This window comes from Streptomyces sp. NPDC020192 (genome assembly GCF_044388685.1).
Classification (GTDB): domain Bacteria; phylum Actinomycetota; class Actinomycetes; order Streptomycetales; family Streptomycetaceae; genus Streptomyces.
Genome location: NZ_JBIRXG010000003.1, coordinates 269738 through 290988, shown reverse-complemented (window position 1 = coordinate 290988; position 21251 = coordinate 269738). Strand labels below are relative to the sequence as shown.

Genomic DNA, 21251 nt, shown 5'->3' with positions numbered 1-21251 from the left:
ATGCCGTGATTCAAGGAACTTAGGTTAGGCTAACCTAAGTTCGACACCTGGACCCCAAACCCCCCGCACGGACTGTCCCTCGGAGGACCCCCACATGCGCTCGCACCTGCTCAATGGCCTCACCGCGGAGCACTACCGAAGCTCCGTGACCGAAGGAGTCGAGCGGGTGGCGGCCAAACTCGCCACCACCGACCGTCCGTTCACCGGCGTCACCGTGGACGCCCTCGCCCCCCGCGTCGACGCCATCGACCTGGACCGGCCGCTCGGCGACACCGCCGCCGTCCTGGACGAGCTGGAGGACGTGTATCTGAAGGACGCGGTCTACTTCCACCATCCCCGCTACCTCGCCCACCTCAACTGCCCGGTCGTCATCCCCGCGGTGCTCGGCGAGGCCGTGCTCTCCGCGGTCAACTCCTCCCTCGACACCTGGGACCAGTCGGCCGGCGGCACCCTCATCGAGCGCAAGATCGTCGACTGGACTGCCCGGCGGATCGGGCTCGGACCCGCCGCCGACGGCGTGTTCACCTCCGGCGGCACCCAGTCCAACCTCCAGGCGCTCCTCCTCGCCCGGGAGGAGGCGAAGACCGACTCCCCCGCGAAACTGCGCATCTTCGCCTCCGAGGTCAGCCACTTCAGCGTCAGGAAGTCCGCCAAACTGCTCGGCCTGGGCCAGGACGCGGTCGTCGCCATCCCCGTCGACCACGACAAGCGCCTGCAGACCGTCGCCCTCGCCCGCGAGCTGGAGCGCTGCACACGGGACGGCCTCGTCCCCATGGCCGTCGTCGCCACCGCCGGCACCACCGACTTCGGCTCCATCGACCCGCTGCCCGAGACCGCCGAACTGTGCGCGCGGTACGGCACCTGGCTGCACGTCGACGCCGCCTACGGCTGCGGACTGCTCGCCTCCCTCAAGCACCGGGACCGCATCGCCGGCATCGAGCGCGCCGACTCGGTCACCGTCGACTACCACAAGTCCTTCTTCCAGCCGGTGAGTTCGTCCGCCGTGCTGGTGAAGGACGCGGCCACGCTGCGCCACGCCACCTACCACGCCGAGTACCTCAACCCGCGCCGCATGGTGCACGAGCGCATCCCCAACCAGGTCGACAAGTCCCTCCAGACCACCCGCCGCTTCGACGCCCTCAAGCTGTGGATGACACTGCGCGTGATGGGCGCCGACGGCATCGGGCAGCTCTTCGACGAGGTCTGCGACCTGGCGGCCGAGGGCTGGAAGCTGCTCGCGGCCGATCCCCGTTACGACGTCGTCGTGGAGCCCTCGCTCTCCACCCTCGTCTTCCGCTACATCCCGGCGGCCGTCACCGACCCGGCCGAGATCGACCGCGCCAACCTCTACGCCCGCAAGGCCCTGTTCGCCTCCGGTGACGCCGTGGTCGCGGGCACCAAGGTCGGCGGCCGCCACTACCTCAAGTTCACCCTGCTCAACCCCGAGACGACCACGGCCGACATCGCCGCCGTCCTCGACCTGATCGCCGGCCACGCCGAGCAGTACCTGGGAGAGTCCCTTGACCGCGCTTCCTGAAGCCAGCCGCACCCATGACTTCGTGGGCATCGGGCTCGGCCCCTTCAACCTCGGTCTCGCCTGCCTCACCGAGCCGATCGCCGAACTGAACGGCGTCTTCCTGGAGTCCAAGCCTGACTTCGAGTGGCACGCCGGGATGTTCCTGGACGGCGCCCACCTGCAGACCCCGTTCATGTCGGACCTGGTCACCCTGGCCGACCCGACCTCGCCGTACTCCTTCCTCAACTACCTGAAGGAGAAGGGCAGACTGTACTCGTTCTACATCCGCGAGAACTTCTACCCGCTGCGGGTCGAGTACGACGACTACTGCCGCTGGGCGGCGGGCCGACTGAGCAGCGTCCGCTTCGGCACGACGGTGACCGAGGTGACGTACGAGGACGAGCACTACCTCGTGCGCACGGAGGCCGGAGACGTGTACCGCGCCCGCCACCTCGTCCTCGGCACGGGCACCTCCCCGCACTACCCGGAGGCGGTGCGCGGCCTGGCCGGCGACCACTTCCACAACTCCCGCTATGTACAGCACAGAGCGGAGCTGCAGCGGAAGGAGTCGATCACGATCGTCGGCTCCGGCCAGTCCGCCGCCGAGATCTACCACGACCTGCTCAGCGAGATCGACGTCCACGGCTACCGGCTGAACTGGGTGACCCGCTCCCCGCGCTTCTTCCCGCTCGAATACACCAAGCTCACCCTGGAGATGACCTCCCCGGAGTACATCGACTACTACCGCGAGCTCCCGGAGGCCACCCGCTACCGGCTCACCGAGCAGCAGAAGGGCCTCTTCAAGGGCATCGACGGTGGCCTGATCAACGAGATCTTCGACCTGCTCTACCAGAAGAACCTCGGTGGTCCCGTGCCCACGCGTCTGCTGACCAACTCCGCCTTGAACAGGGCGCGTTACGAGAACGGCACGTACACCCTCTCCTTCCGCCAGGAGGAGCAGGAGAAGGACTACGAGATCGAATCCCAGGGCCTGGTCCTGGCCACCGGCTACACGTACGCCGAGCCGGAGTTCCTGGCCCCGGTCAGAGACCGCCTGCGCTACGACTCGCACGGCAACTTCGACGTGGCCCGCAACTACACGATCGACGAGACCGGCCGGGGAGTCTTCCTCCAGAACGCCGGCGTGCACACCCACAGCATCACCAGCCCCGACCTGGGCATGGGCGCGTACCGGAACGCGTACATCATCCGTGAGCTGCTCGGCACCGAGTACTACCCGGTCGAGAAGACCATCGCATTCCAGGAGTTCGCCGTATGACCTTCACGTTCCGACCGCTGGACCCCCTGAAGGACGCCGAGCTCCTCCACTCCTGGGTCACCCATCCCAAGGCGGCCTTCTGGATGATGCAGGACGCGTCGCTGGTGGACGTCGAGCGGGCCTACATGGAGATCGCGGCCGACGAGCACCATCACGCGCTGCTCGGACTCCAGGACGGCGAACCCGTCTTTCTGATGGAGTACTACGACCCCCGGCACCGCGAACTGGCCGGGCTGTACGAGCCGTTGCCCGGTGACATCGGCATGCACTTCCTGACGCCGGCGACCGACAGCCCCGTCCACGGGTTCACCAGGGCCGTCATCACCGCCGTGCTGGCCCGGCTCTTCGAGGACCCGGCTGTGGCACGTGTCGTGGTCGAGCCCGACCTCGCCAACACCGCCGTGCACGCTCTGAACAAGGCCGTCGGGTTCGTGGCCGAGCGGGAGATCCAGAAGCCGGAGAAGAAGGCGCTGCTGAGCTTCTGCACGCGGGAGCGGTTCGAGAAGGCGGTGTCGATATGAGCCTCGCCGACGCCGTGGCCCACCTCTCCCCCGAGCGCTGGGCGACCGCCAACCGCCTGCTGGTCCGCAAGGCGCTCGCCGAGTTCGCGCACGAGCGGCTGATCACGCCGGAGCGAGACGGTGACACGTACGTCGTCCACAGTGACGACGGGCTCACCTCCTACCGCTTCACCGCCACCCGACGTGCCCTCGACCACTGGCAGATCGACGCCGACTCCCTCACCCGGCACCACGACGGCCGTGAACTCCCGCTCGCCGCACTCGACTTCTTCATCGAGCTGAAGGACTCGCTCGGGCTGAGCGACGAGATCCTGCCGGTCTATCTGGAGGAGATCTCCTCCACCCTCTCCGGCACGTGCTACAAGCTGGCCAAGCCCCGCGTCACCTCCGCGGAACTCGCCGTCGGCGGCTTCCAGGCGATCGAGACCGGGATGACCGAGGGACACCCGTGCTTCGTGGCGAACAACGGCCGGCTCGGGTTCGGCATCCACGAGTACCTGTCGTACGCCCCCGAGACCGCGAGCCCGGTACGGCTGGTGTGGCTGGCCGCGCACCGCTCGCGGGCCGCGTTCACGGCGGGCGTCGGCGTCGAGTACGAGTCCTTCCTGCGGGAGGAGCTGGGCGAGCCGACGCTGAACCGTTTCCGTGCCACCCTCACCGACCAGGGCCTCGACCCCGCCGACTACCTCCTCATCCCGGTCCACCCCTGGCAGTGGTGGAACAAGCTCTCCGTCACCTTCGCCGCCGAGGTGGCCCGACGGCACCTGGTCTGCCTCGGCGAGGGCGACGACGAGTACCTGGCCCAGCAGTCCATCCGGACCTTCTTCAACACCTCCCATCCCGGGAAGCACTATGTGAAGACGGCCCTGTCCGTCCTCAACATGGGGTTCATGCGCGGTCTTTCGGCCGCCTACATGGAGGCGACCCCGGCGATCAACGACTGGCTGGCCCGGCTGATCGAGAACGACCCGGTGCTGAAGTCGACGGGCCTGACGATCATCCGGGAGCGGGCGGCCGTCGGCTACCGGCACCTGGAGTACGAGCGGGCCACCGACCGCTACTCGCCGTACCGCAAGATGCTGGCCGCGCTGTGGCGGGAGAGCCCGGTGCCCTCGCTGAAGGACGGCGAGTCCCTCGCGACCATGGCCTCCCTGCTCCACGTGGACCACACCGGCGCCTCCTTCGCGGGCGCGCTGATCGAGCGCTCCGGGCTCCCGCCGGTGGAGTGGCTACGGCACTACCTCCGGGCGTACTACACCCCGCTGCTGCACAGCTTCTACGCCTACGACCTGGTGTTCATGCCGCACGGCGAGAACGTCATCCTGGTGCTGGAGGACGGGGTCGTACGGCGGGCGGTCTACAAGGACATCGCCGAGGAGATCGCGGTGATGGACCCGGACGCCGTACTGCCGCCCGAGGTACGGCGGATCCGCGTCGAGGTCCCGGACGACAAGAAGCTGCTGTCGGTCTTCACCGACGTCTTCGACTGCTTCTTCCGGTTCCTCGCCGCGAACCTCGCCACGGAAGGGGTCCTGTCAGAGGACGAGTTCTGGCACACGGTCGCCGAGGTCACCCGCGAGTATCAGGCTGCGGCGCCCGAACTGGCCGGGAAGTTCCGGCAGTACGACATGTTCGCCCCCGAGTTCGCGCTGTCCTGCCTCAACCGGCTCCAGTTGCGCGACAACCGGCAGATGGTGGACCTGGCCGATCCGTCCGGCGCGCTCCAGCTCGTCGGCACACTGCGGAACCCTCTCGCTCAAGCCACCGGCCAGGGCACCTGCGGCGACCGGTAGTAGCTCATCCCGAGGGCGTCCCAGCGGGGGGCCTGGGCGGCCAGCCGTACCTTGTAGGTGTCCCAGTCGTGCGTGGCCGCCGGGGACCAGCCCAGCTCGGCCGCGCCCGGCAGGCGGGGGAACGCCATGTACTCGATGTCGGCGTTCGTCTTCAGGGTCTCGGACCACAGGGGTGCCTCCACGCCCCGGATCGCCGAATCCGGGGCGCCGGGAAGGTAGGTGCCGGGATCCCAGTCGTACGACCGCCGTACCTCCACCAGGCCCGCCCAGGTGAGGCCCAGCGTGGTGTTCTTGGTGTACTTCATGTCGAGGTAGACCCGGTCGGCCGGGGACAGGATCAGTCCGGTGCCGTTCTGCGCGGCCTTCACCACCTGGGCCTTGTCGGCGGCGCTGGTGGTGTCCAGGCCCCAGTACTGGGCGAGGGCGCCCTTGGCGGGGTGGGCGCCGGTGAGCTGGTGCCAGCCGATAGCCGTCTTGCCGTACGTGGCCACTATGGGCTGCACGCGGTCCATGAAGGTCACGTAGTCGGGGTGGCTGGTGGAGTGGGCCTCGTCGCCGCCGATGTGGAGGTAGCGGCCGGGGGTGAGGGCGGCCAGCTCGCGGACGACGTCGTTCACGAAGTCGTACGTCACCTGCCGGGGCACGCACAGCGAGCTGAAGCCGACCTTGGTGCCGGTGTACAGCGGGGGTGCGGTGCCGTCGCAGTCGAGCTTCGCGTACGAGGCGAGGGCCGCGTTGGTGTGGCCGGGCATGTCGATCTCGGGGACGACCTCGAGGTAGCGGGAGGCGGCGTACCGGACGATCTCCTTGTACTGGGCCTTGGTGTAGTAGCCGCCCTTGCCGCCGCCGACCTCGGTGGAGCCGCCGTAGGTCGCGAGGCGCGGCCAGGAGTCGATGGCGATGCGCCAGCCCTGGTCGTCGCTGAGGTGCAGGTGCAGCTCGTTGATCTTGTACATCGCCAGCTGGTCGATGTAGCGCTTGACCTGGGCGACGGTGAAGAAGTGCCGGGCGACGTCCAGCATGGCGCCGCGGTAGGCGTAGCGGGGGCGGTCCTCGATGGTGCCGCCGGCGATCCGCCAGGGGCCGGGCTGGACGGTCTTCCTCTCGACGGCGGCCGGGAGGAGCTGGCGCAGGGTCTGCACGCCGTGGAAGAGGCCGGCGGGGGCGCTCGCGGTGAGGGTGACGCCGGCCGCGTCGCTGTGCAGCCGGTAGCCCTCGGCGCCGTAGTCGCCCTGGGCGAGGTGGAGCCGGATGCCGCCGGGGCCGTGGCCGGTGAGGGGCAGCGGGTAGCCGGTGGAGGGCCGCAGGATGCCGGTCAGGTACGCGCCGATGCGCCTCACCTCGGGGGTGGCGTCGACACGCACGCCGGTGGCGCGGGTGATGCGGTACGGGGTGCCGCCGGGCTGGACGGCGGCGGGGGCCGGGATGACCTGGTTCAGTGGCGTGGGGGTGGCCGCTTGTGCCGTGGGGGCCGCGCCGAGGGTGAGGATCCCGGCCGCCGCGACCAGAAGCAGTGATCCGAGGATGCGAGGTGTCCGGGGAGTCGTGCTGTGGTTCCGTCTCACATGCGCTCCCTTCAGATGTGACCGACCATCAGACGTGACGGTCAGTCATGACCGTCGGATGGTGGTCGAGACCACTGTCCCGCAGATCCGGTGAAACAATCCCTCCATGGCGGAAATCATCCAGAAGGACGGCACCTGGACGTTCGACGGCGACGCCCTGCGGCTCACCCCGGGCCGGGACAAGAACGTGAGTCCGCTCCGCCGGGAGCTGGGCGAACTCGTCGTCCCGCTGGGGGCGTTGGCCGGTGTCTCCTTCGAGCAGGGGCGCAGGGCGGGGCGGCTGAGGCTGCGGCTGCGCGACGGTGCGGACCCGCTGACGCAGGCCACCGGCGGCCGGCTCGCCGAGGGGGACGACCCGTATCAGCTGGCGGTGCAGTCCGACCGGTACGGCGTCGCCGAGTACGTCGCGGACGAGGTGCGCACCGCGCTGCTGCTGGACGGGGTCTCACCGGACCCGGTGGACGGGTTCCTGCTGCCGGGCCCGGCGCTGCCGGTGTCCGCCTCCGCCGGGGACGGCACAGCGGGCTTCGACGGGGAGCGGGTGCGGCTGGAGTGGAACTGGAAGACGGAGGACGCCAAGGCCGCCACCGGGCCCCGGACGATACCCCTCACGGAGATCACCGGCGTGGAGTGGCAGCCGGCGGCCGGGCTGGAGAACGGGCACCTGCGCTTCCTGGTGCGCGGCGCCCCGGTCACGGCACCGCCCAAGTACGACCCGAACGCCGTCGAGTTGTGGGGCTTCAGGAAGGACCCGCTGATGGCGCTGGTGGCCGCCGCCGTACAGGCCCGGCTGCCGCATCCCGCCACGGTGGAGGCGGACGTACGGCGGGATCCGCCGTCGCTCGAGAAGGCGCCCGCCGGGGACGACCACGACGCCCTGCTGCGCCGCCTGCGCGAGCTGGGCGAACTGCACCGGGACGGGGTGCTGACGGAGGAGGAGTTCACGCTGGCCAAGCAGGCGGTCCTCAAACGCCTGTGAGAGCGCGTGCGAGGACCGCCCGGCCCGGACCGGGGAGCTACTTCGCCCGGCGGGACACCGTGAAGTGGTCGATGCGGTCGCCGGTCTCGGCGATGCCCGACACCGTCAGGGTGGTCTGGCGGCCGCGCGGCGCGGGGGTGACGTCGACGCGGAGGAAGGAGTAGTTGAGGTAGCGGACCCGGGACCAGGTGACGGTCTCGTTGACCTTGCCGTCCTTGGTGTTGATGAAGGACGCGACCGAGTCGACCTCGTGCTCGTGGCCCTCGTAGGAGTCCGGGGCGCTGAACGCGTACAGGCTGCGGCCCGCGGCGCCGGCGGTGACGTAGACGACACCCTCGGTCTCGGGGTAGGCGGTGCCGCCGATCGGGAGCTTCTTGGTGACCTTGTTGTCCTTGATCACGTCGGTGCGCTCGTACTGGTGGTTGTGGCCGTTGATGACCAGGTCCACCTGGTACTTCTCGAACAGCGGCACCCACTCCTGGCGCACGCCCCCCTCCGAGGCGTGCGCCGTGGACGTGCAGTACGCGCAGTGGTGGAAGAACACGATGACGAAGTCGATGTCGTCACGGGCCCGGAACTTCTTCAGCTGGGCCTCGAACCATGTCGTCTGGGTTCCACCGGATATGCCCAGGTTCGCCGGGATCTCGAAGGAGATGTCGTTGGGGTCCAGCGAGACGACCGCGGTGTTGCCGTAGACGAAGGAGTAGACGCCGGGCAGGTTCTTGGCGTCCGGGCCGTTGTCCGGCAGGGTCCAGCGGGCTTCCTCGCCGCCGTAGCCGTTGGGCGAGTACCAGGCCTCCATGTCGTGGTTGCCGTACGAGACCATCCACGGGATCTGCTTGGCGACCGACTCGGTCTGGTAGAGGAACTGGTCCCAGGTGCGCGAGTCGAAGCCCGTGTCGGTGGCCTTGCCCTGGCCGGCCGGGTCGCCGTAGGCGATGTCGCCCGCGTGCAGGTGGAAGGCCGGGTTCTGGCCGAGGATCAGGGCGTTGTTGGCCAGGCCGTGGTAGCTCACGCCCTCGTCGCCGAAGGCGGTGAAGGTGAACGGCTCGCGGTGGGCCGGGGCGGTGGTGAAGGTGCCCAGGGTGCCCAGCAGGTGGGGCTCGGCCGGGTCGAAGCCCTCGTGGCCGACGCCGTAGTAGTACGTCCTGCCCGGGCGCAGGTGGGTGAGCTTGGCGTGCAGGTAGTACTGCGTGTGGTCGCCGCTCGCGCCGACGCCAGCCGGGGTGTAGAGGGTGCGGACCTCGGCCTCGATCTTGCGGGAGAGGTCACAGGGGTGGGCGCCGATCCGGATGAACGGCTTCTTCACGGCGACCGGGACCTGCCAGGAGACGGTCATCTCGGTGCGCGGGTCGGCGCCGAAGGCGAGGTGCCGGCCGAAGGGGGCGACGAGGGCGCCGTCGACCTGCTCGTGGGCGGAGGCGGTGCTCCCCCACTTCGTGGGAGGTACCCCCAGCGTCGGTACGGCGGCCTGGGCGGTGGCACCCGTCACATACGCGCCACCCGCGACGGCGCCCAGCGTGACGGCGCCGCCTCTGATCAGGTTCCGGCGCGAGAATCTCGCGCGCAGGTACTCATGCTGCTCGGCCATGCTCATGCGCTCGGCGAGCTTCTCGGGTACTCCCATACGAGGAATGTCCATGGCGTCCGAAACTCGTGGGTCCGGGCAACGAGACGCAGGACACAGGATGGACGGCTTGCGAACAGAGATCCAACAGCCCCACTGAAGGGGGCGTGCCCGAAATCGGGCACGTTTCTTGCGAAACCGGCGCCGGTGGCCGAGGATCTACCGGGTGCACGACGAACTTGTTGATCATCTGACGCGGTCCACGCCCCTGAACCGGGGCGAGGCGCTGCGGGTGGTCCAGGACGTGCTCGCCTACTTCGACGAGACGACCCAGGACTTCGTCCGTCGCCGCCACCGCGAACTCCAGACCCAGGGTCTGGTCAACGCGGAGATCTTCGGACGGATCGAGGCGGACCTGAAATACCGGGCGGTGGCGCCGCCGGAGCTGACGCTCAGGCAGCTGCGCCGCATGGTCTACGGCTGAGACGCCAGGCTGAGAGATACCTGTATATGTGCGGAATTGTCGGATACATCGGGAAGCGTGACGTGGCCCCCCTCCTCCTGGAGGGCCTGCAGCGGCTGGAGTACCGCGGCTACGACTCCGCGGGGCTGGTCGTCACCTCCCCGAAGGCGCCCGGCCTGAAGATGGTCAAGGCCAAGGGCCGGGTGCGCGACCTGGAGGCCAAGGTCCCGGCGCGCTTCAAGGGCACCACCGGCATCGCCCACACCCGCTGGGCCACCCACGGCGCCCCCTCCGACGTCAACGCCCACCCGCACATGTCGGCCGACGACAAGGTCGCCGTCGTGCACAACGGCATCATCGACAACGCCGCCGACCTGCGCCGCAAGCTGGAGGCGGACGGCGTCGAGTTCCTCTCCGAGACCGACACCGAGGTCCTCACCCACCTCATCGCCCGCTCCACCGCCGAGAAGCTCGAGGACAAGGTCCGCCAGGCCGTCCGCGTGATCGAGGGCACCTACGGCATCGCCGTCCTGCACGCCGACTTCCCCGACCGCATCGTGGTGGCCCGCAACGGCTCCCCGGTCGTCCTCGGCATCGGCGAGAAGGAGATGTTCGTCGCCTCCGACATCGCCGCCCTGGTCATGCACACCCGCCAGATAGTGACCCTGGACGACGGCGAGATGGCCACCCTCAAGGCCGACGACTTCCGCACCTACACCACCGAGGGCACGCGCACCACCGCCGAGCCCACCACGGTGGAGTGGGAGGCCGAGTCGTACGACATGGGCGGCCACGACACCTACATGCACAAGGAGATCTTCGAGCAGGCCGACGCCGTGGACCGCGTGCTGCGCGGCCGCATCGACGACCGCTTCTCCACCGTGCACCTCGGCGGCCTCAACCTGGACGCCCGCGAGGCCCGGCAGATCCGCCGCGTGAAGATCCTCGGCTGCGGCACCTCGTACCACGCGGGCATGATCGGCGCCCAGATGATCGAGGAGCTGGCCCGCATCCCCGCCGACGCCGAGCCGGCCTCCGAGTTCCGCTACCGCAACGCGGTCGTGGACCCCGACACCCTGTACGTCGCCGTCTCCCAGTCCGGTGAGACGTACGACGTCCTCGCCGCCGTGCAGGAGCTGAAGCGCAAGGGCGCGAAGGTCTTCGGCGTCGTCAACGTGGTCGGCTCGGCAATCGCCCGCGAGGCGGACGCCGGGATCTACGTCCACGCGGGCCCCGAGGTCTGCGTGGTCTCGACCAAGTGCTTCACCAACATGACGGTCGCCTTCGCGCTGCTCGCCCTGCACCTGGGCCGTACCCGTGACCTCTCGGTCCGTGACGGCAAGCGGATCATCGAGGGCCTGCGCAAGCTGCCGGACCAGATCACCGAGATCCTCAAGCAGGAGGAGCAGATCAAGGAGCTGGCCGAGCTGTACGCCGACGCCCGCTCGATGCTCTTCATCGGCCGCGTCCGGGGCTACCCGGTGGCCCGCGAGGCCTCCCTGAAGCTCAAGGAGGTCTCCTACATCCACGCCGAGGCCTACCCCGCCTCCGAGCTGAAGCACGGCCCGCTGGCCCTCATCGAGCCGGCCCTGCCCACGGTCGCGATCGTCCCCGACGACGACCTGCTGGAGAAGAACCGCGCCGCCCTCGAGGAGATCAAGGCCCGCAGCGGCAAGATCCTGGCGGTGGCCCACCAGCACCAGGAGAAGGCCGACCAGACGATCGTCGTCCCGAAGAACGAGGACGAGCTCGACCCCATCCTGATGGGCATCCCGCTCCAGCTCCTGGCGTACCACACGGCGAAGGCCCTGGGCCGGGACATCGACAAGCCGCGGAACCTCGCCAAGTCGGTGACGGTGGAGTAGTTCCCGCCCGAGACAGAACGGACCCCCACGTGGCCACCAAACACGTGGGGGTCCTTATCTGTGCTGCTCCGAATCAGCCGGCGGCCGTCACCCCCCGGCCCGCAGCACGCCTCGGAAGAGCGGTCGGCCAGTGCGCCACCGCGGCCGTAGCCGCGTACCACGCCACCGCACCCGCGACGGCCGCGACCCAACCCCCGACCTTGGTCAGCGAGGAGCTGTCGGCGAAGGCCGCGACGGCCAGCACGAGCATCGCCAGGAACAGCAGCCCGTGCATGACCTGACCGAGGCTGTCCCCTCCCGCGAGGGTCAGGGTGAGCGCCACGAGGGCGAACAGGAGAAGGAAGAGCCCGGCCGCGTGGGCCGACGAGTGACCTCCGACGGCCCAGGTGAACCACAGCGCGCCGAGGGCCACGAAGCCCGTCCCTGAGGCGCTGTCACGGTCACGGAAGGCCAGCAGGCCGACGAGGAACAGGGCAGCTCCGCCCACATAGTGGGCCACTGACACGGCGTCGGACGCTGCCACGCCATGGATCACGCCAGTCGTACCGAGGCCGAACGCCAACAGGGTGATTCCCAGGGCGAGTCGGCCCACCACCGTAGTGTTTCCGCTTCCCGCGGAGACGTCGTTGTCCACGGCGGGCTCCCTTCATGCTGTGCTGTTGCGCGGTGACCGATATATGCCCTTCACAAGGGCACAAACCACCTCTACGCGCGAGTAGTTTCGCGCTGCACAAAGGGAGTTGGCGCAGTCGGGGAGCGTCAGGGAATGACGATCACGGGCCGTTGTGCCCGCTTGGCGAGGCGTCCGGCGACGGAGCCGAAGATCCGGCCGACGATGCCGTGCGTGGAGCCGACGACGATCGCGTCCGCCTCGTACTCCCGCCCCACCTCTTCGAGTTCGTGGCAGATGTCCCCGCCCCGCTCGACCAGGATCCAGGGCACCTCGGCCAGATAGTCCGCACAGGCCAGTTCCAGCCCGAGGACCTCCGTGCGGTGGTCCGGCACGTCGACGAAGACGGGCGGCTCGCAGCCGGCCCACACGGTGGACGGCAGCCGGTTGGCGACATGGACGATGATCAGGCCGGAGTGGGAACGGTGGGCCATGCCGATCGCGTAGGCGAGGGCACGCTCGCTGGAGGTGGAGCCGTCGAAACCGACGACGACTCCGTGCCGGAAGGCAGGGTCGCAGGAGGGGCGTGACTCTTCCGCCGCCAGGGGCTCGGACGCCGTGTGATCGGCGACGGGCCGCTTGCGGTCCGCGGGTTCGAAGAATTCGTGACCGGCCATGGCTGTCTCGGCGTTGTGATCCTTTATGGGTGGGGACGACAGTGTGCGACGGAACGGTGTCACGGAGCTGTGTCCGGGAAACATCTTCCCAACCCCATACCCCCAAGGGTACGGCGGCACGCCTCCTGAGCACAGATCCCGCGCACGCTCCGTAAGCGGTCCCCCGACGTCCGTAGGGGTTCCCCGGAGCATGCACGAGCGGCGCCCGTAACGCAATGGTTGCTGTCCCGTACAGGCGGTTTGCACGGACTTCACTCCGTACGGCGGGTGACCGGCCGGTGACCGAGCGGTCGAACGGTCGTTGAACCCGGCGGGCGGGGCGGCAGACGTCACACTCGGGGGTGAACCCGGGGACAGACACCGGTCGATTGACCTGTTTCCGTACCCCCGAAGGTTTCTTTTCAGCCAACTTCCCCATGTCGCCCCGGGGGGTCCCGAACCACCCCCCAACCCCCGTTTGACCTGCACGGAAAGGGCCCACGGGCGGCTGCGCACCCTACGCGCTTCGGCCACCGCGACAAGGCGTACTTCCCTACACCCCCCGCGAGTGCAACGCTTCGTGATCGAATGCTTCACGCCAAGTTGTCATGTCGACAATGTCCGGCGTGTCGAACCGGCCACCGTGAGACCGCGGTAGCCAGTAGATTCGATCTTGACTGTCTTTACGGCGGGGGACTCGTGCAGGACCGAGGGGAAACGTGCAGGAGCGACACAACCGAGGAGCCGCGACCACCGAGGGGGGCTTAGCAGTATGAGCCACGACTCCACTGCCGCGCCGGAAGCCGCGGCCCGGAAACTCTCCGGGCGCCGCCGCAAGGAGATCGTCGCGGTGCTGCTGTTCAGCGGCGGCCCCATCTTCGAGAGTTCCATTCCACTGTCGGTGTTCGGCATCGACCGCCAGGACGCCGGCGTGCCGCGCTACCGACTGCTGGTGTGCGCCGGCGAGGAAGGCCCGCTGCGGACCACAGGGGGCCTGGAACTCACCGCACCGCATGGGCTGGAGGCGATCTCCCGCGCCGGGACCGTCGTCGTACCGGCCTGGCGGTCGATCACCGCGCCGCCGCCGGAGGAGGCGCTCGACGCCCTGCGCCGGGCGCACGAGGAGGGGGCCCGCATCGTAGGGCTGTGCACCGGCGCCTTCGTCCTCGCGGCGGCGGGCCTGCTGGACGGCCGCCCGGCGACGACCCACTGGATGTACGCGCCGACGCTGGCCAAGCGCTATCCGTCGGTGCACGTCGATCCACGGGAACTCTTCGTGGACGACGGCGACGTGCTCACGTCAGCAGGTACGGCGGCCGGAATCGACCTCTGTCTCCACATCGTGCGGACGGACCACGGCAACGAGGCGGCCGGCGCGCTCGCCCGCCGCCTGGTGGTCCCGCCGCGCCGCAGCGGCGGTCAGGAGCGCTACCTCGATCGGTCTTTACCAGAGGAGATCGGCGCCGACCCGCTCGCCGAGGTCGTCGCCTGGGCGCTGGAACACCTCCACGAGCAGTTCGACGTGGAGACGCTGGCGGCACGCGCGTACATGAGCCGCCGTACGTTCGACCGCCGTTTCCGGTCCCTGACGGGAAGCGCGCCGCTGCAGTGGCTGATCACCCAGCGGGTCCTCCAGGCGCAGCGTCTGCTGGAGACGTCGGACTACTCGGTGGACGAGGTGGCGGGCCGCTGCGGCTTCCGCTCGCCGGTGGCCCTGCGCGGCCACTTCCGCCGCCAGCTCGGCTCGTCCCCGGCGGCCTACCGCGCCGCCTACCGGGCCCGCCGCCCCCAGGGCGACAAGCCGGGTGAACCGGAGACCCCGGTCCCCGCGCCCGGCGCCCCCGCGGGCCTGCCCGGTCCGGGCCCGGTGGGCCACGTACCGGCCCTCCTGCACCCGGACAGCGGCGTGCCGATGCAGAGCCGGCGCGCTCCGGCGGGAGCGGTGAGCCTGCTGCCGGGGCCCAGGCACGGGAGCTGAGCGCAGTGTGAGGGGGGCGGGACCATCCCGCCCCCTGTCTTTCCGTGCCCCGAAGGACGCAGGAGCTTCTCGCGAAGCGACCCGCAGGGGGGCCGAAAAGCGCAGGCCCGCCTTAGGGTGGTCGCATGAACGATCGCATGGTGTGGATCGACTGCGAGATGACCGGCCTCTCGCTGTCCGACGACGCTCTCATCGAGGTGGCCGCCCTCGTCACCGACTCCGAGCTGAACGTACTCGGCGAGGGGGTGGACATCGTCATCCGCCCGCCGGACCAGGCGCTGGAGACGATGCCGGAGGTGGTGCGTCAGATGCACACCGCGTCCGGGCTGCTCGCCGAGCTCCCGAACGGCACGACCCTCAAGGACGCCGAGGAGCAGGTCCTCGCGTATGTGAAGGAGTGGGTGAAGGAGCCCGGCAAGGCCCCGCTGTGCGGGAACTCCGTCGGCACCGACCGCGGCTTCCTGCTGCGGGACATGCCCCGCGTGGAGGACTACCTGCACTACCGGATCGTGGACGTCTCCTCCATCAAGGAGCTGGCCCGCCGCTGGTACCCGCGGGCGTACTTCAACAGCCCGGAGAAGAACGGCAACCACCGGGCCCTCGCCGACATCCGCGAGTCGATCGCCGAGCTGCGCTACTACCGCGAGGCCGTCTTCGTCCCGCAGCCCGGCCCGGACTCCGACACGGCGAAGACGATCGCCGCGAAGCACGTCCTGCCCCCGCAGTAGCGCCCGGTAAAGGTGCTCGCGAAAACGTGTGCGCGAGCACCCCTTCGGACCCTGTAGACTTCTTCTCGGCCGGTCGGGGAAACGACAAGTTCCACCACCGGTCGTGGTGGGTGTAGCTCAGCTGGTAGAGCACCTGGTTGTGGTCCAGGATGTCGCGGGTTCGAGTCCCGTCACTCACCCTGCTGATCAAGGCCCCTGACCTGGGAAAAGGTCAGGGGCCTTGGCGTTTGCCCAACTCACGGGAGCACGACGGGAGCGCGGAACACGCGGCCCTGCCGCCGAAGCGCAAGCCGGGCGGCCTCACTCCTGCCAGCTGTGCGCGGTGCGAAACCCGTGCCGCCGCTCCAGCCGCTGCCACCGCGCGGAGCCCGCACGACGGCGTTGTTCCGCGGCGGGCGGCTGCGGCCGCGCGGCGGCACGTGCGAGCAGCACCGCGGTGAGCGCGGCGAGTTCCTCGTCGCTCGCATCGCCCTTCACCACCCGTACGACGTTCTCAGCGTTCACGCCTGTCTCTCCTCACTGGGGCGGATTGCCGTGCTTGCGCTGCGGCAGCTCCGCGTGCTTGGTCCTGAGCATCACGAGCGAGCGGATCAGCACCTCACGGGTGGTGGCGGGGTCGATGACGTCGTCCACCAGACCCCGCTCGGCCGCGTAGTACGGGTGCATCAGTTCGGTCTTGTAGGCCTTGACCATCTCGGCGCGCCTGGCGTCCGGATCATCGGCTTCGGCGATCTGCCTGCGGAAGATGACGTTGGCGGCGCCCTCGGCGCCCATCACAGCGATCTCGTTCGTGGGCCAGGCGTAGGTGAGGTCGGCGCCGATGGACTGCGAGTCCATCACGATGTACGCGCCGCCGTACGCCTTCCTGAGCACCACGGAGATCCTGGGCACGGTGGCGTTGCAGTACGCGTACAGCAGCTTGGCCCCGTGCCGGATGATCCCGCCGTGCTCCTGCTCCACACCCGGCAGGAAGCCCGGGACGTCCAGTAGCGTGACGATCGGGATGTTGAAGGCGTCGCAGGTCTGGACGAATCGTGCGGCCTTCTCACTCGCCTCTATGTCCAGCACACCGGCCAGCGACTGCGGCTGGTTGGCGACGATGCCCACCGCCTGGCCGTCCAGACGGCCCAGCGCGCAGATGATGTTGGTGGCCCAGCGCTCGTGGACCTCCAACACCTCGCCGTCGTCGACCAGTTCGGCGATCACCTCGCGCATGTCGTAGGGGCGGTTGCCGTCCGCGGGCACCAGATCCAGCAGCGCCTGACAGCGCCGGTCGACGGGGTCCGCCGACTCCGCGGCCGGCGGGTTCTCCCGGTTGTTCTGCGGCAGCAGGCTCAGCAGGTAGCGGACCTCTTCCAGGCAGGTGACCTCGTCGTCGTAGGCGAAGTGACACACGCCGGACTTCTCCGCGTGCACGTCCGCCCCGCCCAGCGCATTCTGGGTGATCTCCTCGCCGGTCACGGCCTTGACCACGTCCGGGCCGGTGATGAACATCTGCGAGGTGTCACGGACCATGAACACGAAGTCGGTCAGCGCCGGCGAGTAGGCCGCACCACCCGCGCACGGTCCCAGCATGACGCTGATCTGGGGTATGACGCCGCTCGCCTTCGTGTTCCGCTGGAAGATCCCGCCGTACCCGGCCAGGGCCGACACGCCCTCCTGGATGCGTGCGCCGGCGCCGTCGTTGAGGCTGACCAGCGGTGCCCCGGCCGCGATGGCCTTGTCCATCAGCTTGTGGATCTTGTTGGCGTGTGCTTCGCCCAGCGCACCGCCGAAGATGCGGAAGTCGTGGGCGTAGACGAAGACCGTGCGCCCGTGGACGGTGCCCCAGCCGGTGATCACGCCGTCGGTGTACGGCTTCCTGGCGTCCAGTCCGAAGCCGGTCGCCCGGTGCCGCCGCAGCAGCTCCAGCTCGCAGAACGACCCCTCGTCGAGGAGGAGGTCGATGCGCTCGCGGGCGGTCAGCTTGCCCTTGGCCTTCTGGGCCGCGGTGGCCTGCTCGCTCGGACCGGCGTACGCCTGGCGGCGCAGGGCCGAGAGTTCCGCCGTGTGGATGGTGGCCAATTCCCCTCCTGGGCTTCGCGTGCGAAGGTGGACGGCCCGTCGGGCCCCCGTCACAGGAACAGACCCGCACCACACCGGCGTGGATACAGCCGGCGCTGCCTTCCGTCACCCGGGGATGCCGCGCTGCCCCGTCACCGAGTGCACCTTGCGGATGCGGCCCGCATCGTCGAACTCGAAGACGTCGATGCCGCCGACGATCCGGTCCGGGCCGATGCGCAGGTTCCACAGCGACACGGCGAAGTCCGTGGCAGGGTCCACGAAGTTGCGCACGAGGGTGAATTCCAGGTCGTTGTCGAATGAGGCCCGGAAGTCGCGGACGAATGCCTTCAGTTGTGCGGGATCGGTGATGTCGTCCCCGTTGTGGGTCGAAACGTCCCGGCCGAAGTGGATGGTGAACTCGGGAGAGCAGATCTCGTCCGCGAAGGCCAACTCGCCATTCCACATGTCATTCCACAGAACCAGCTTCCGCAACTCGGTCATTTTCGAAGGCCACCTTCTCGTGTCGATGCGTACCGTTCGCGTGTGCGGCAAAGGAACTCCGCCTCACGCGTCTTCGCCACCCGCGCCGCCGTCGAGGGCACCGTGGTGAACGCGTGGGCCGCTCCGGCGAAGATGTCCAGTTCCGTCGGCGCGTTCCATCGCCACCGCGCCTCCATCGCCAGGGTCTGCGGGAGCAGCGCGTCGCCGGTGCCGACGCAGAATCGGGCGGCCGGGACGCCGGTCAGGTCGGCGAACAGCGGCGAGGCGGCCCGCCGGTCCGCGGCACCGGCGCCCGGCATCAGGAGCGCGAGCGCGCGGTCGAGCCCGGCCGTGAGGTCGAAGGCGCCGTAGTTGAGCGAGACCGCGGAGAAGGGCTGCCGCCCCAGTCGTTCGGGCAGTCGGGTCACGGTCAGGGCGGCGAGGTGGGCGCCGGCGGATTCGCCTCCGATCGCCAGGAAGCCCGCGTCCGCCCGCTCGCTGACAGCGCGGGCGACCGCGAGCACGTCGTCGAGACACGCCGGGTAGCGATGTTCGGGCGCCATCCGGTAGCCGACCGACGTGACCGTCAGCCCGGTACGGTCGGCGAGGCGTTGCAGGGTCTCGTCGTGCATCGTGTGGCTGCCCAGACACCACCCGCCGCCATGCAGATGCAGGTACTCGCCCCACGTGGGGCCGTCGGGGGTGAACGAACGGACGGGCACACCCTCGATCGTCAGATCCCGCGCGGTCGGCACCGTCGCGTCGTCACCGAACCGGATCGTCGCCCGGTACTGCGCGAAGGTCATGCCCGGCGGCACGTCGTACAGCGTCGCCAGCCTGGACTTCAGCTGCTCGCCGGCGCGTACGGATTCCTGCGCGTACTCGTGCCCGATCGTCGCCAGGGCCAGGGGCTCGTCGGGGAGTGCGGTCATCGCGCCGCCTCCAGGGCCACCACCGAGGACTGACTGCCCAGCGCGAACGCGAACGACAACGCGGCGGATATCTCGGCATCGCGCGCGCTGCCGAAGACGGAGTCGACCCCGCACTCGGTGTCGGGCTGCGCGCTGTTGGCCGTCGGCGCGATCGTCTGCGCGTTCAGCATGGAGGCCGAGGCCGCGATGTTGACCAACGACGAAGCCCCGAACAGATGCCCGAAGATCGGTTTCACCGACGTCAGCGGCACATCGGTGTGGTCACCGAACACGCGGCGGACCGCCCGGCTCTCGGCGATGTCGTTGGTCCGGGTGCCCGTACCGTGACCGCACACGTGACCGATGTCGCCGATCGACAGGTTCGCCTTCTTTATCACGCGCTCGGCAAGCGCCGCGGTCTTCTCCCCCGACAGCTCCATCGTCGTCGGGTGAGCCGCTTCGTTGGCGACGCCGGTCGCCAGCACGAACGCGTAGATGTGCGCGCCGCGGGCCACCGCGTCGGCTTCGCGTTCGAGGACGAGGGTGACGGCTCCCTCGCCGAGCACGGTGCCGTCGCGGTGGGCGTCGTAGGGACGGATCGATTCCGCCACCGTGGTTCCCAGGCTCAGCACCCGTGACTTCGGATCGGTGTACACCCGCAGCAGGTTGGCGGTCAGCGGAAACTCGTGCCCTACGACGATCATCACGTCGGCTTCGTCGGACCGCAGCTCCGCCGCCGCCGACCGCAGTGCGTGGGTGCCGCCGACACAGGCCGACGACACGGTGGAGACGTAACCCTGGACGCCGGTGCGGATGGCCGCGATGCTCGCCGGCGCGCCGGGCAGACCGCCCAGTACCCGTCCGATCCCGGACGCTGAGGCGAAGTCGCGTTCCCACCACTGCAGCGGGCCGCGCGACGACGAGGCGATGACACCGGCGCGGTGCGGATCGAAGTCACCGACACCGGCGTCGGCGAGTGCCTCGTCGATGCTCGCGAGCGCCGCGAGGATCTCGCGTGAGTACTTGCTCGCGTGTTTCGGATCCAGCCCCTCGACCACCGGGTCGTGCGTGAGCTGTCCCGCCATCACGGTCGGCACTCCGCGGTCGTTGAACGCCGAGTGCGGCGTGAGCGCCGATTCCCCGGCACGCACGTGTCGCCAGAAGTCGTCCGCGGTGCGGACCCCGCCCGGCAGCGTGAACCCCATCCCGGTGATGGCGAGGCGCGTCATGCCGCACGCTCCTGCGGCACCTGCAGTACGGCGCACGTGTAGGAGTAGCCGCCGCCGGCCCCCAGGACGAGCACGATGTCGCCCGGCGCGAAGTCGCCCGCCGTCTCGGCGTCGGCGATGTTGGCGAGGAAGTCTCCCGCGCCGAGGTGGCCGGTCGCGCTGTAGTGGCAGACGATCCGGTCGCTGTACTTCTCCTCGATCGGTCCGATCATCAGCTCCCGCACCTTGTCGCTCAGCCGCGGGGCGAGCACCGCGGCGATCCGCGGATCACCCGGCGACAGCCGGGCGCGGTCGAGGGCCTTGTCGACCGCCTCGGTGATGCACTCGTGCGACACCGCGCGCAGCCGGGGCCGCCCGCCCTCGTCGGAGAACTTCTCGGTCGGCATCGCGTTGATGTACGGCGGCGCCGCCGCCGGTTGCGGGCCGAAGCCGTCGTAGTCGTCGCGGGTGCGCCACAGTTCCGGCGCGGCGACGTGCTCGATGGCCAGCAGGTGGAACGCGTCGCCGGGGGTGGGCCGTCCGACGACCGCGGCCGACGCGCCGTCGCCGTAGGCGAGCATGATGTGGCTGCGCCAGTGGTCGACCGCAGGGGCTCCGAACCGGTCCGCCGCGACGATCAGCGCGTGGGAGTGCTCGTCCAGCCGCAGTTGACCGGCCGCCAGGGAGAAGGCCATCGCCGCCCCGTTGCAGGCCTGCTGGACACCGACCGGCGCACACGAGCGCGGGAGCCCCAGCCCCTCCGCGACGCAGTGCCCCGCGGTGAAGAAGGGATTGCCCTGGTAGTTCGTCCACGCGTAGGCCAGCAACCCGATGCCGTCGGCGGGCACGCCCGACGCCGACAGCGCCGCGCGGCCGGCGGCCACGGCCATCGCGGGTGCCGACTCGGTGTCCCACCCGCGGCTGATGTGCAGCGTCACGTCACCGTGCCGGGCCGCCTGCTCGGCGGTGAGGTTCCCGGTGCGCACCATGTCCCTGGGCGTACGAGTCTTCTCCGGGAACCAGCAGCGTGCCGCCCGGACCCCGAGCAGCGGCTCGGGCGTCTCTGAATGCAGTGCCATGGGATGCTCC

At 69.6% G+C, this 21251-nt stretch carries 19 protein-coding genes and 1 tRNA gene; 10 read left to right on the top strand and 10 right to left on the bottom strand.

Annotation, left to right across the window (positions count from 1 at the left end; all coding sequences use genetic code 11):
• The first annotated feature begins 94 nt into the window (after positions 1 to 94).
• The 4 genes from desA to ACH47Z_RS08380 are packed head-to-tail and all read left to right on the top strand — an operon-like array spanning position 95 to position 5109.
• Positions 95 to 1537, top strand: a complete 1443-nt coding sequence (desA, locus tag ACH47Z_RS08395; protein WP_399071893.1) for a lysine decarboxylase DesA — start codon at positions 95 to 97, stop codon at positions 1535 to 1537.
• On the top strand, positions 1521 to 2795 hold the full coding sequence (locus ACH47Z_RS08390) for a lysine N(6)-hydroxylase/L-ornithine N(5)-oxygenase family protein (RefSeq protein WP_399071891.1): 1275 nt from the start codon (positions 1521 to 1523) through the stop codon (positions 2793 to 2795). Before desA ends, ACH47Z_RS08390 begins: the two co-directional genes overlap by 17 nt.
• Positions 2792 to 3316, top strand: a complete 525-nt coding sequence (locus ACH47Z_RS08385; RefSeq protein ID WP_399071889.1) for a GNAT family N-acetyltransferase — start codon at positions 2792 to 2794, stop codon at positions 3314 to 3316. The genes ACH47Z_RS08390 and ACH47Z_RS08385 overlap by 4 nt, the downstream gene beginning before the upstream one ends.
• Positions 3313 to 5109 (top strand): IucA/IucC family protein, encoded by a 1797-nt coding sequence (locus tag ACH47Z_RS08380; RefSeq protein ID WP_399071887.1) that lies wholly within the window; start codon positions 3313 to 3315, stop codon positions 5107 to 5109. Before ACH47Z_RS08385 ends, ACH47Z_RS08380 begins: the two co-directional genes overlap by 4 nt.
• Here the strand turns inward: ACH47Z_RS08380 and ACH47Z_RS08375 are convergent.
• On the bottom strand, positions 5073 to 6674 hold the full coding sequence (locus ACH47Z_RS08375) for a beta-N-acetylhexosaminidase (RefSeq protein ID WP_399071885.1): 1602 nt from the start codon (positions 6672 to 6674) through the stop codon (positions 5073 to 5075). The genes ACH47Z_RS08380 and ACH47Z_RS08375 overlap by 37 nt on opposite strands.
• A 106-nt stretch (positions 6675 to 6780) precedes the next feature.
• Between ACH47Z_RS08375 and ACH47Z_RS08370 the strand changes: the two genes are divergently transcribed.
• Complete coding sequence (locus ACH47Z_RS08370; RefSeq protein ID WP_399071882.1) at positions 6781 to 7653, top strand: DUF4429 domain-containing protein; 873 nt, start codon at positions 6781 to 6783, stop codon at positions 7651 to 7653.
• 37 nt (positions 7654 to 7690) lie between these two features.
• Here the strand turns inward: ACH47Z_RS08370 and ACH47Z_RS08365 are convergent, their stop codons facing one another.
• Positions 7691 to 9280 carry a purple acid phosphatase family protein gene (locus tag ACH47Z_RS08365; RefSeq protein WP_399071880.1) on the bottom strand — a complete coding sequence of 530 codons (1590 nt, stop codon included), beginning with the start codon at positions 9278 to 9280 and terminating at the stop codon, positions 7691 to 7693.
• A 166-nt stretch (positions 9281 to 9446) separates the two neighbouring features.
• Here ACH47Z_RS08365 and ACH47Z_RS08360 point away from each other — a divergent pair, with 166 nt between their 5' ends.
• Complete coding sequence (locus tag ACH47Z_RS08360; protein ID WP_399071878.1) at positions 9447 to 9704, top strand: hypothetical protein; 258 nt, start codon at positions 9447 to 9449, stop codon at positions 9702 to 9704.
• 26 nt (positions 9705 to 9730) lie between these two features.
• Entirely contained in the window at positions 9731 to 11548 is a 1818-nt protein-coding gene (gene glmS, locus ACH47Z_RS08355; RefSeq protein WP_399071876.1) for a glutamine--fructose-6-phosphate transaminase (isomerizing), read from the top strand.
• Positions 11549 to 11621: 73 nt separating this feature from the next.
• On the opposite strand, the gene ACH47Z_RS08350 is transcribed toward glmS, so the two are convergent.
• A complete protein-coding gene (locus tag ACH47Z_RS08350) occupies positions 11622 to 12182 on the bottom strand; it encodes a GPR1/FUN34/YaaH family transporter (protein ID WP_399071874.1) in 561 nt (186 codons plus the stop codon).
• Positions 12183 to 12307: 125 nt separating this feature from the next.
• Positions 12308 to 12835, bottom strand: coding sequence for a universal stress protein (locus ACH47Z_RS08345; RefSeq protein ID WP_399071872.1), 528 nt, complete (start codon positions 12833 to 12835; stop codon positions 12308 to 12310).
• A gap of 751 nt (positions 12836 to 13586) precedes the next feature.
• On the opposite strand from ACH47Z_RS08345, the gene ACH47Z_RS08340 reads away from it, so the two are divergent.
• The 3 genes from ACH47Z_RS08340 to ACH47Z_RS08330 all read left to right on the top strand — a co-directional run bounded on the left by ACH47Z_RS08340 (position 13587) and on the right by ACH47Z_RS08330 (position 15699).
• The gene (locus tag ACH47Z_RS08340) at positions 13587 to 14792 is read left to right on the top strand and encodes a helix-turn-helix domain-containing protein (protein WP_399071870.1); all 1206 of its coding nucleotides are present in this window, start codon (positions 13587 to 13589) and stop codon (positions 14790 to 14792) included.
• A gap of 125 nt (positions 14793 to 14917) precedes the next feature.
• On the top strand, positions 14918 to 15520 hold the full coding sequence (gene orn, locus ACH47Z_RS08335) for an oligoribonuclease (protein WP_399071868.1): 603 nt from the start codon (positions 14918 to 14920) through the stop codon (positions 15518 to 15520).
• A 106-nt stretch (positions 15521 to 15626) separates the two neighbouring features.
• Positions 15627 to 15699, top strand: a tRNA-His gene (locus ACH47Z_RS08330).
• Positions 15700 to 15820: 121 nt separating this feature from the next.
• On the opposite strand, the gene ACH47Z_RS08325 is transcribed toward ACH47Z_RS08330, so the two are convergent.
• The 6 genes from ACH47Z_RS08325 to ACH47Z_RS08300 all read right to left on the bottom strand — a co-directional run bounded on the left by ACH47Z_RS08325 (position 15821) and on the right by ACH47Z_RS08300 (position 21241).
• Entirely contained in the window at positions 15821 to 16024 is a 204-nt protein-coding gene (locus ACH47Z_RS08325) for an acyl-CoA carboxylase epsilon subunit (protein ID WP_399071867.1), read from the bottom strand.
• A 12-nt stretch (positions 16025 to 16036) separates the two neighbouring features.
• Positions 16037 to 17584, bottom strand: coding sequence for an acyl-CoA carboxylase subunit beta (locus tag ACH47Z_RS08320; RefSeq protein ID WP_399071865.1), 1548 nt, complete (start codon positions 17582 to 17584; stop codon positions 16037 to 16039).
• A 105-nt stretch (positions 17585 to 17689) separates the two neighbouring features.
• The gene (locus tag ACH47Z_RS08315; RefSeq protein WP_399071862.1) at positions 17690 to 18064 is read right to left on the bottom strand and encodes a nuclear transport factor 2 family protein; all 375 of its coding nucleotides are present in this window, start codon (positions 18062 to 18064) and stop codon (positions 17690 to 17692) included.
• On the bottom strand, positions 18061 to 18975 hold the full coding sequence (locus ACH47Z_RS08310; protein ID WP_399071860.1) for an alpha/beta hydrolase: 915 nt from the start codon (positions 18973 to 18975) through the stop codon (positions 18061 to 18063). The genes ACH47Z_RS08315 and ACH47Z_RS08310 overlap by 4 nt, the downstream gene beginning before the upstream one ends.
• Positions 18972 to 20183, bottom strand: coding sequence for a beta-ketoacyl-[acyl-carrier-protein] synthase family protein (locus ACH47Z_RS08305; protein WP_399071858.1), 1212 nt, complete (start codon positions 20181 to 20183; stop codon positions 18972 to 18974). Before ACH47Z_RS08305 ends, ACH47Z_RS08310 begins: the two co-directional genes overlap by 4 nt.
• Positions 20180 to 21241: a ketoacyl-ACP synthase III family protein gene (locus tag ACH47Z_RS08300; RefSeq protein ID WP_399071856.1), complete on the bottom strand. Its 1062-nt coding sequence runs from the start codon at positions 21239 to 21241 to the stop codon at positions 20180 to 20182. Before ACH47Z_RS08300 ends, ACH47Z_RS08305 begins: the two co-directional genes overlap by 4 nt.
• Positions 21242 to 21251: the final 10 nt, after the last annotated feature.

Bases quoted from the DNA above. Each gene is read 5' to 3' on its own strand.
- ACH47Z_RS08365 (WP_399071880.1), bottom strand. From the start codon at position 9,280: ATGGGAGTACCCGAGAAGCTCGCCGAGCGCATGAGCATGGCCGAGCAG.
- orn (WP_399071868.1), top strand. From the start codon at position 14,918: ATGAACGATCGCATGGTGTGGATCGACTGCGAGATGACCGGCCTCTCG.
- ACH47Z_RS08370 (WP_399071882.1), top strand. From the start codon at position 6,781: ATGGCGGAAATCATCCAGAAGGACGGCACCTGGACGTTCGACGGCGAC.
- ACH47Z_RS08305 (WP_399071858.1), bottom strand. From the start codon at position 20,183: ATGACGCGCCTCGCCATCACCGGGATGGGGTTCACGCTGCCGGGCGGG.
- ACH47Z_RS08300 (WP_399071856.1), bottom strand. From the start codon at position 21,241: ATGGCACTGCATTCAGAGACGCCCGAGCCGCTGCTCGGGGTCCGGGCG.
- ACH47Z_RS08385 (WP_399071889.1), top strand. From the start codon at position 2,792: ATGACCTTCACGTTCCGACCGCTGGACCCCCTGAAGGACGCCGAGCTC.
- ACH47Z_RS08345 (WP_399071872.1), bottom strand. From the start codon at position 12,835: ATGGCCGGTCACGAATTCTTCGAACCCGCGGACCGCAAGCGGCCCGTC.
- ACH47Z_RS08310 (WP_399071860.1), bottom strand. From the start codon at position 18,975: ATGACCGCACTCCCCGACGAGCCCCTGGCCCTGGCGACGATCGGGCAC.
- ACH47Z_RS08340 (WP_399071870.1), top strand. From the start codon at position 13,587: ATGAGCCACGACTCCACTGCCGCGCCGGAAGCCGCGGCCCGGAAACTC.
- desA (WP_399071893.1), top strand. From the start codon at position 95: ATGCGCTCGCACCTGCTCAATGGCCTCACCGCGGAGCACTACCGAAGC.
- glmS (WP_399071876.1), top strand. From the start codon at position 9,731: ATGTGCGGAATTGTCGGATACATCGGGAAGCGTGACGTGGCCCCCCTC.
- ACH47Z_RS08380 (WP_399071887.1), top strand. From the start codon at position 3,313: ATGAGCCTCGCCGACGCCGTGGCCCACCTCTCCCCCGAGCGCTGGGCG.
- ACH47Z_RS08315 (WP_399071862.1), bottom strand. From the start codon at position 18,064: ATGACCGAGTTGCGGAAGCTGGTTCTGTGGAATGACATGTGGAATGGC.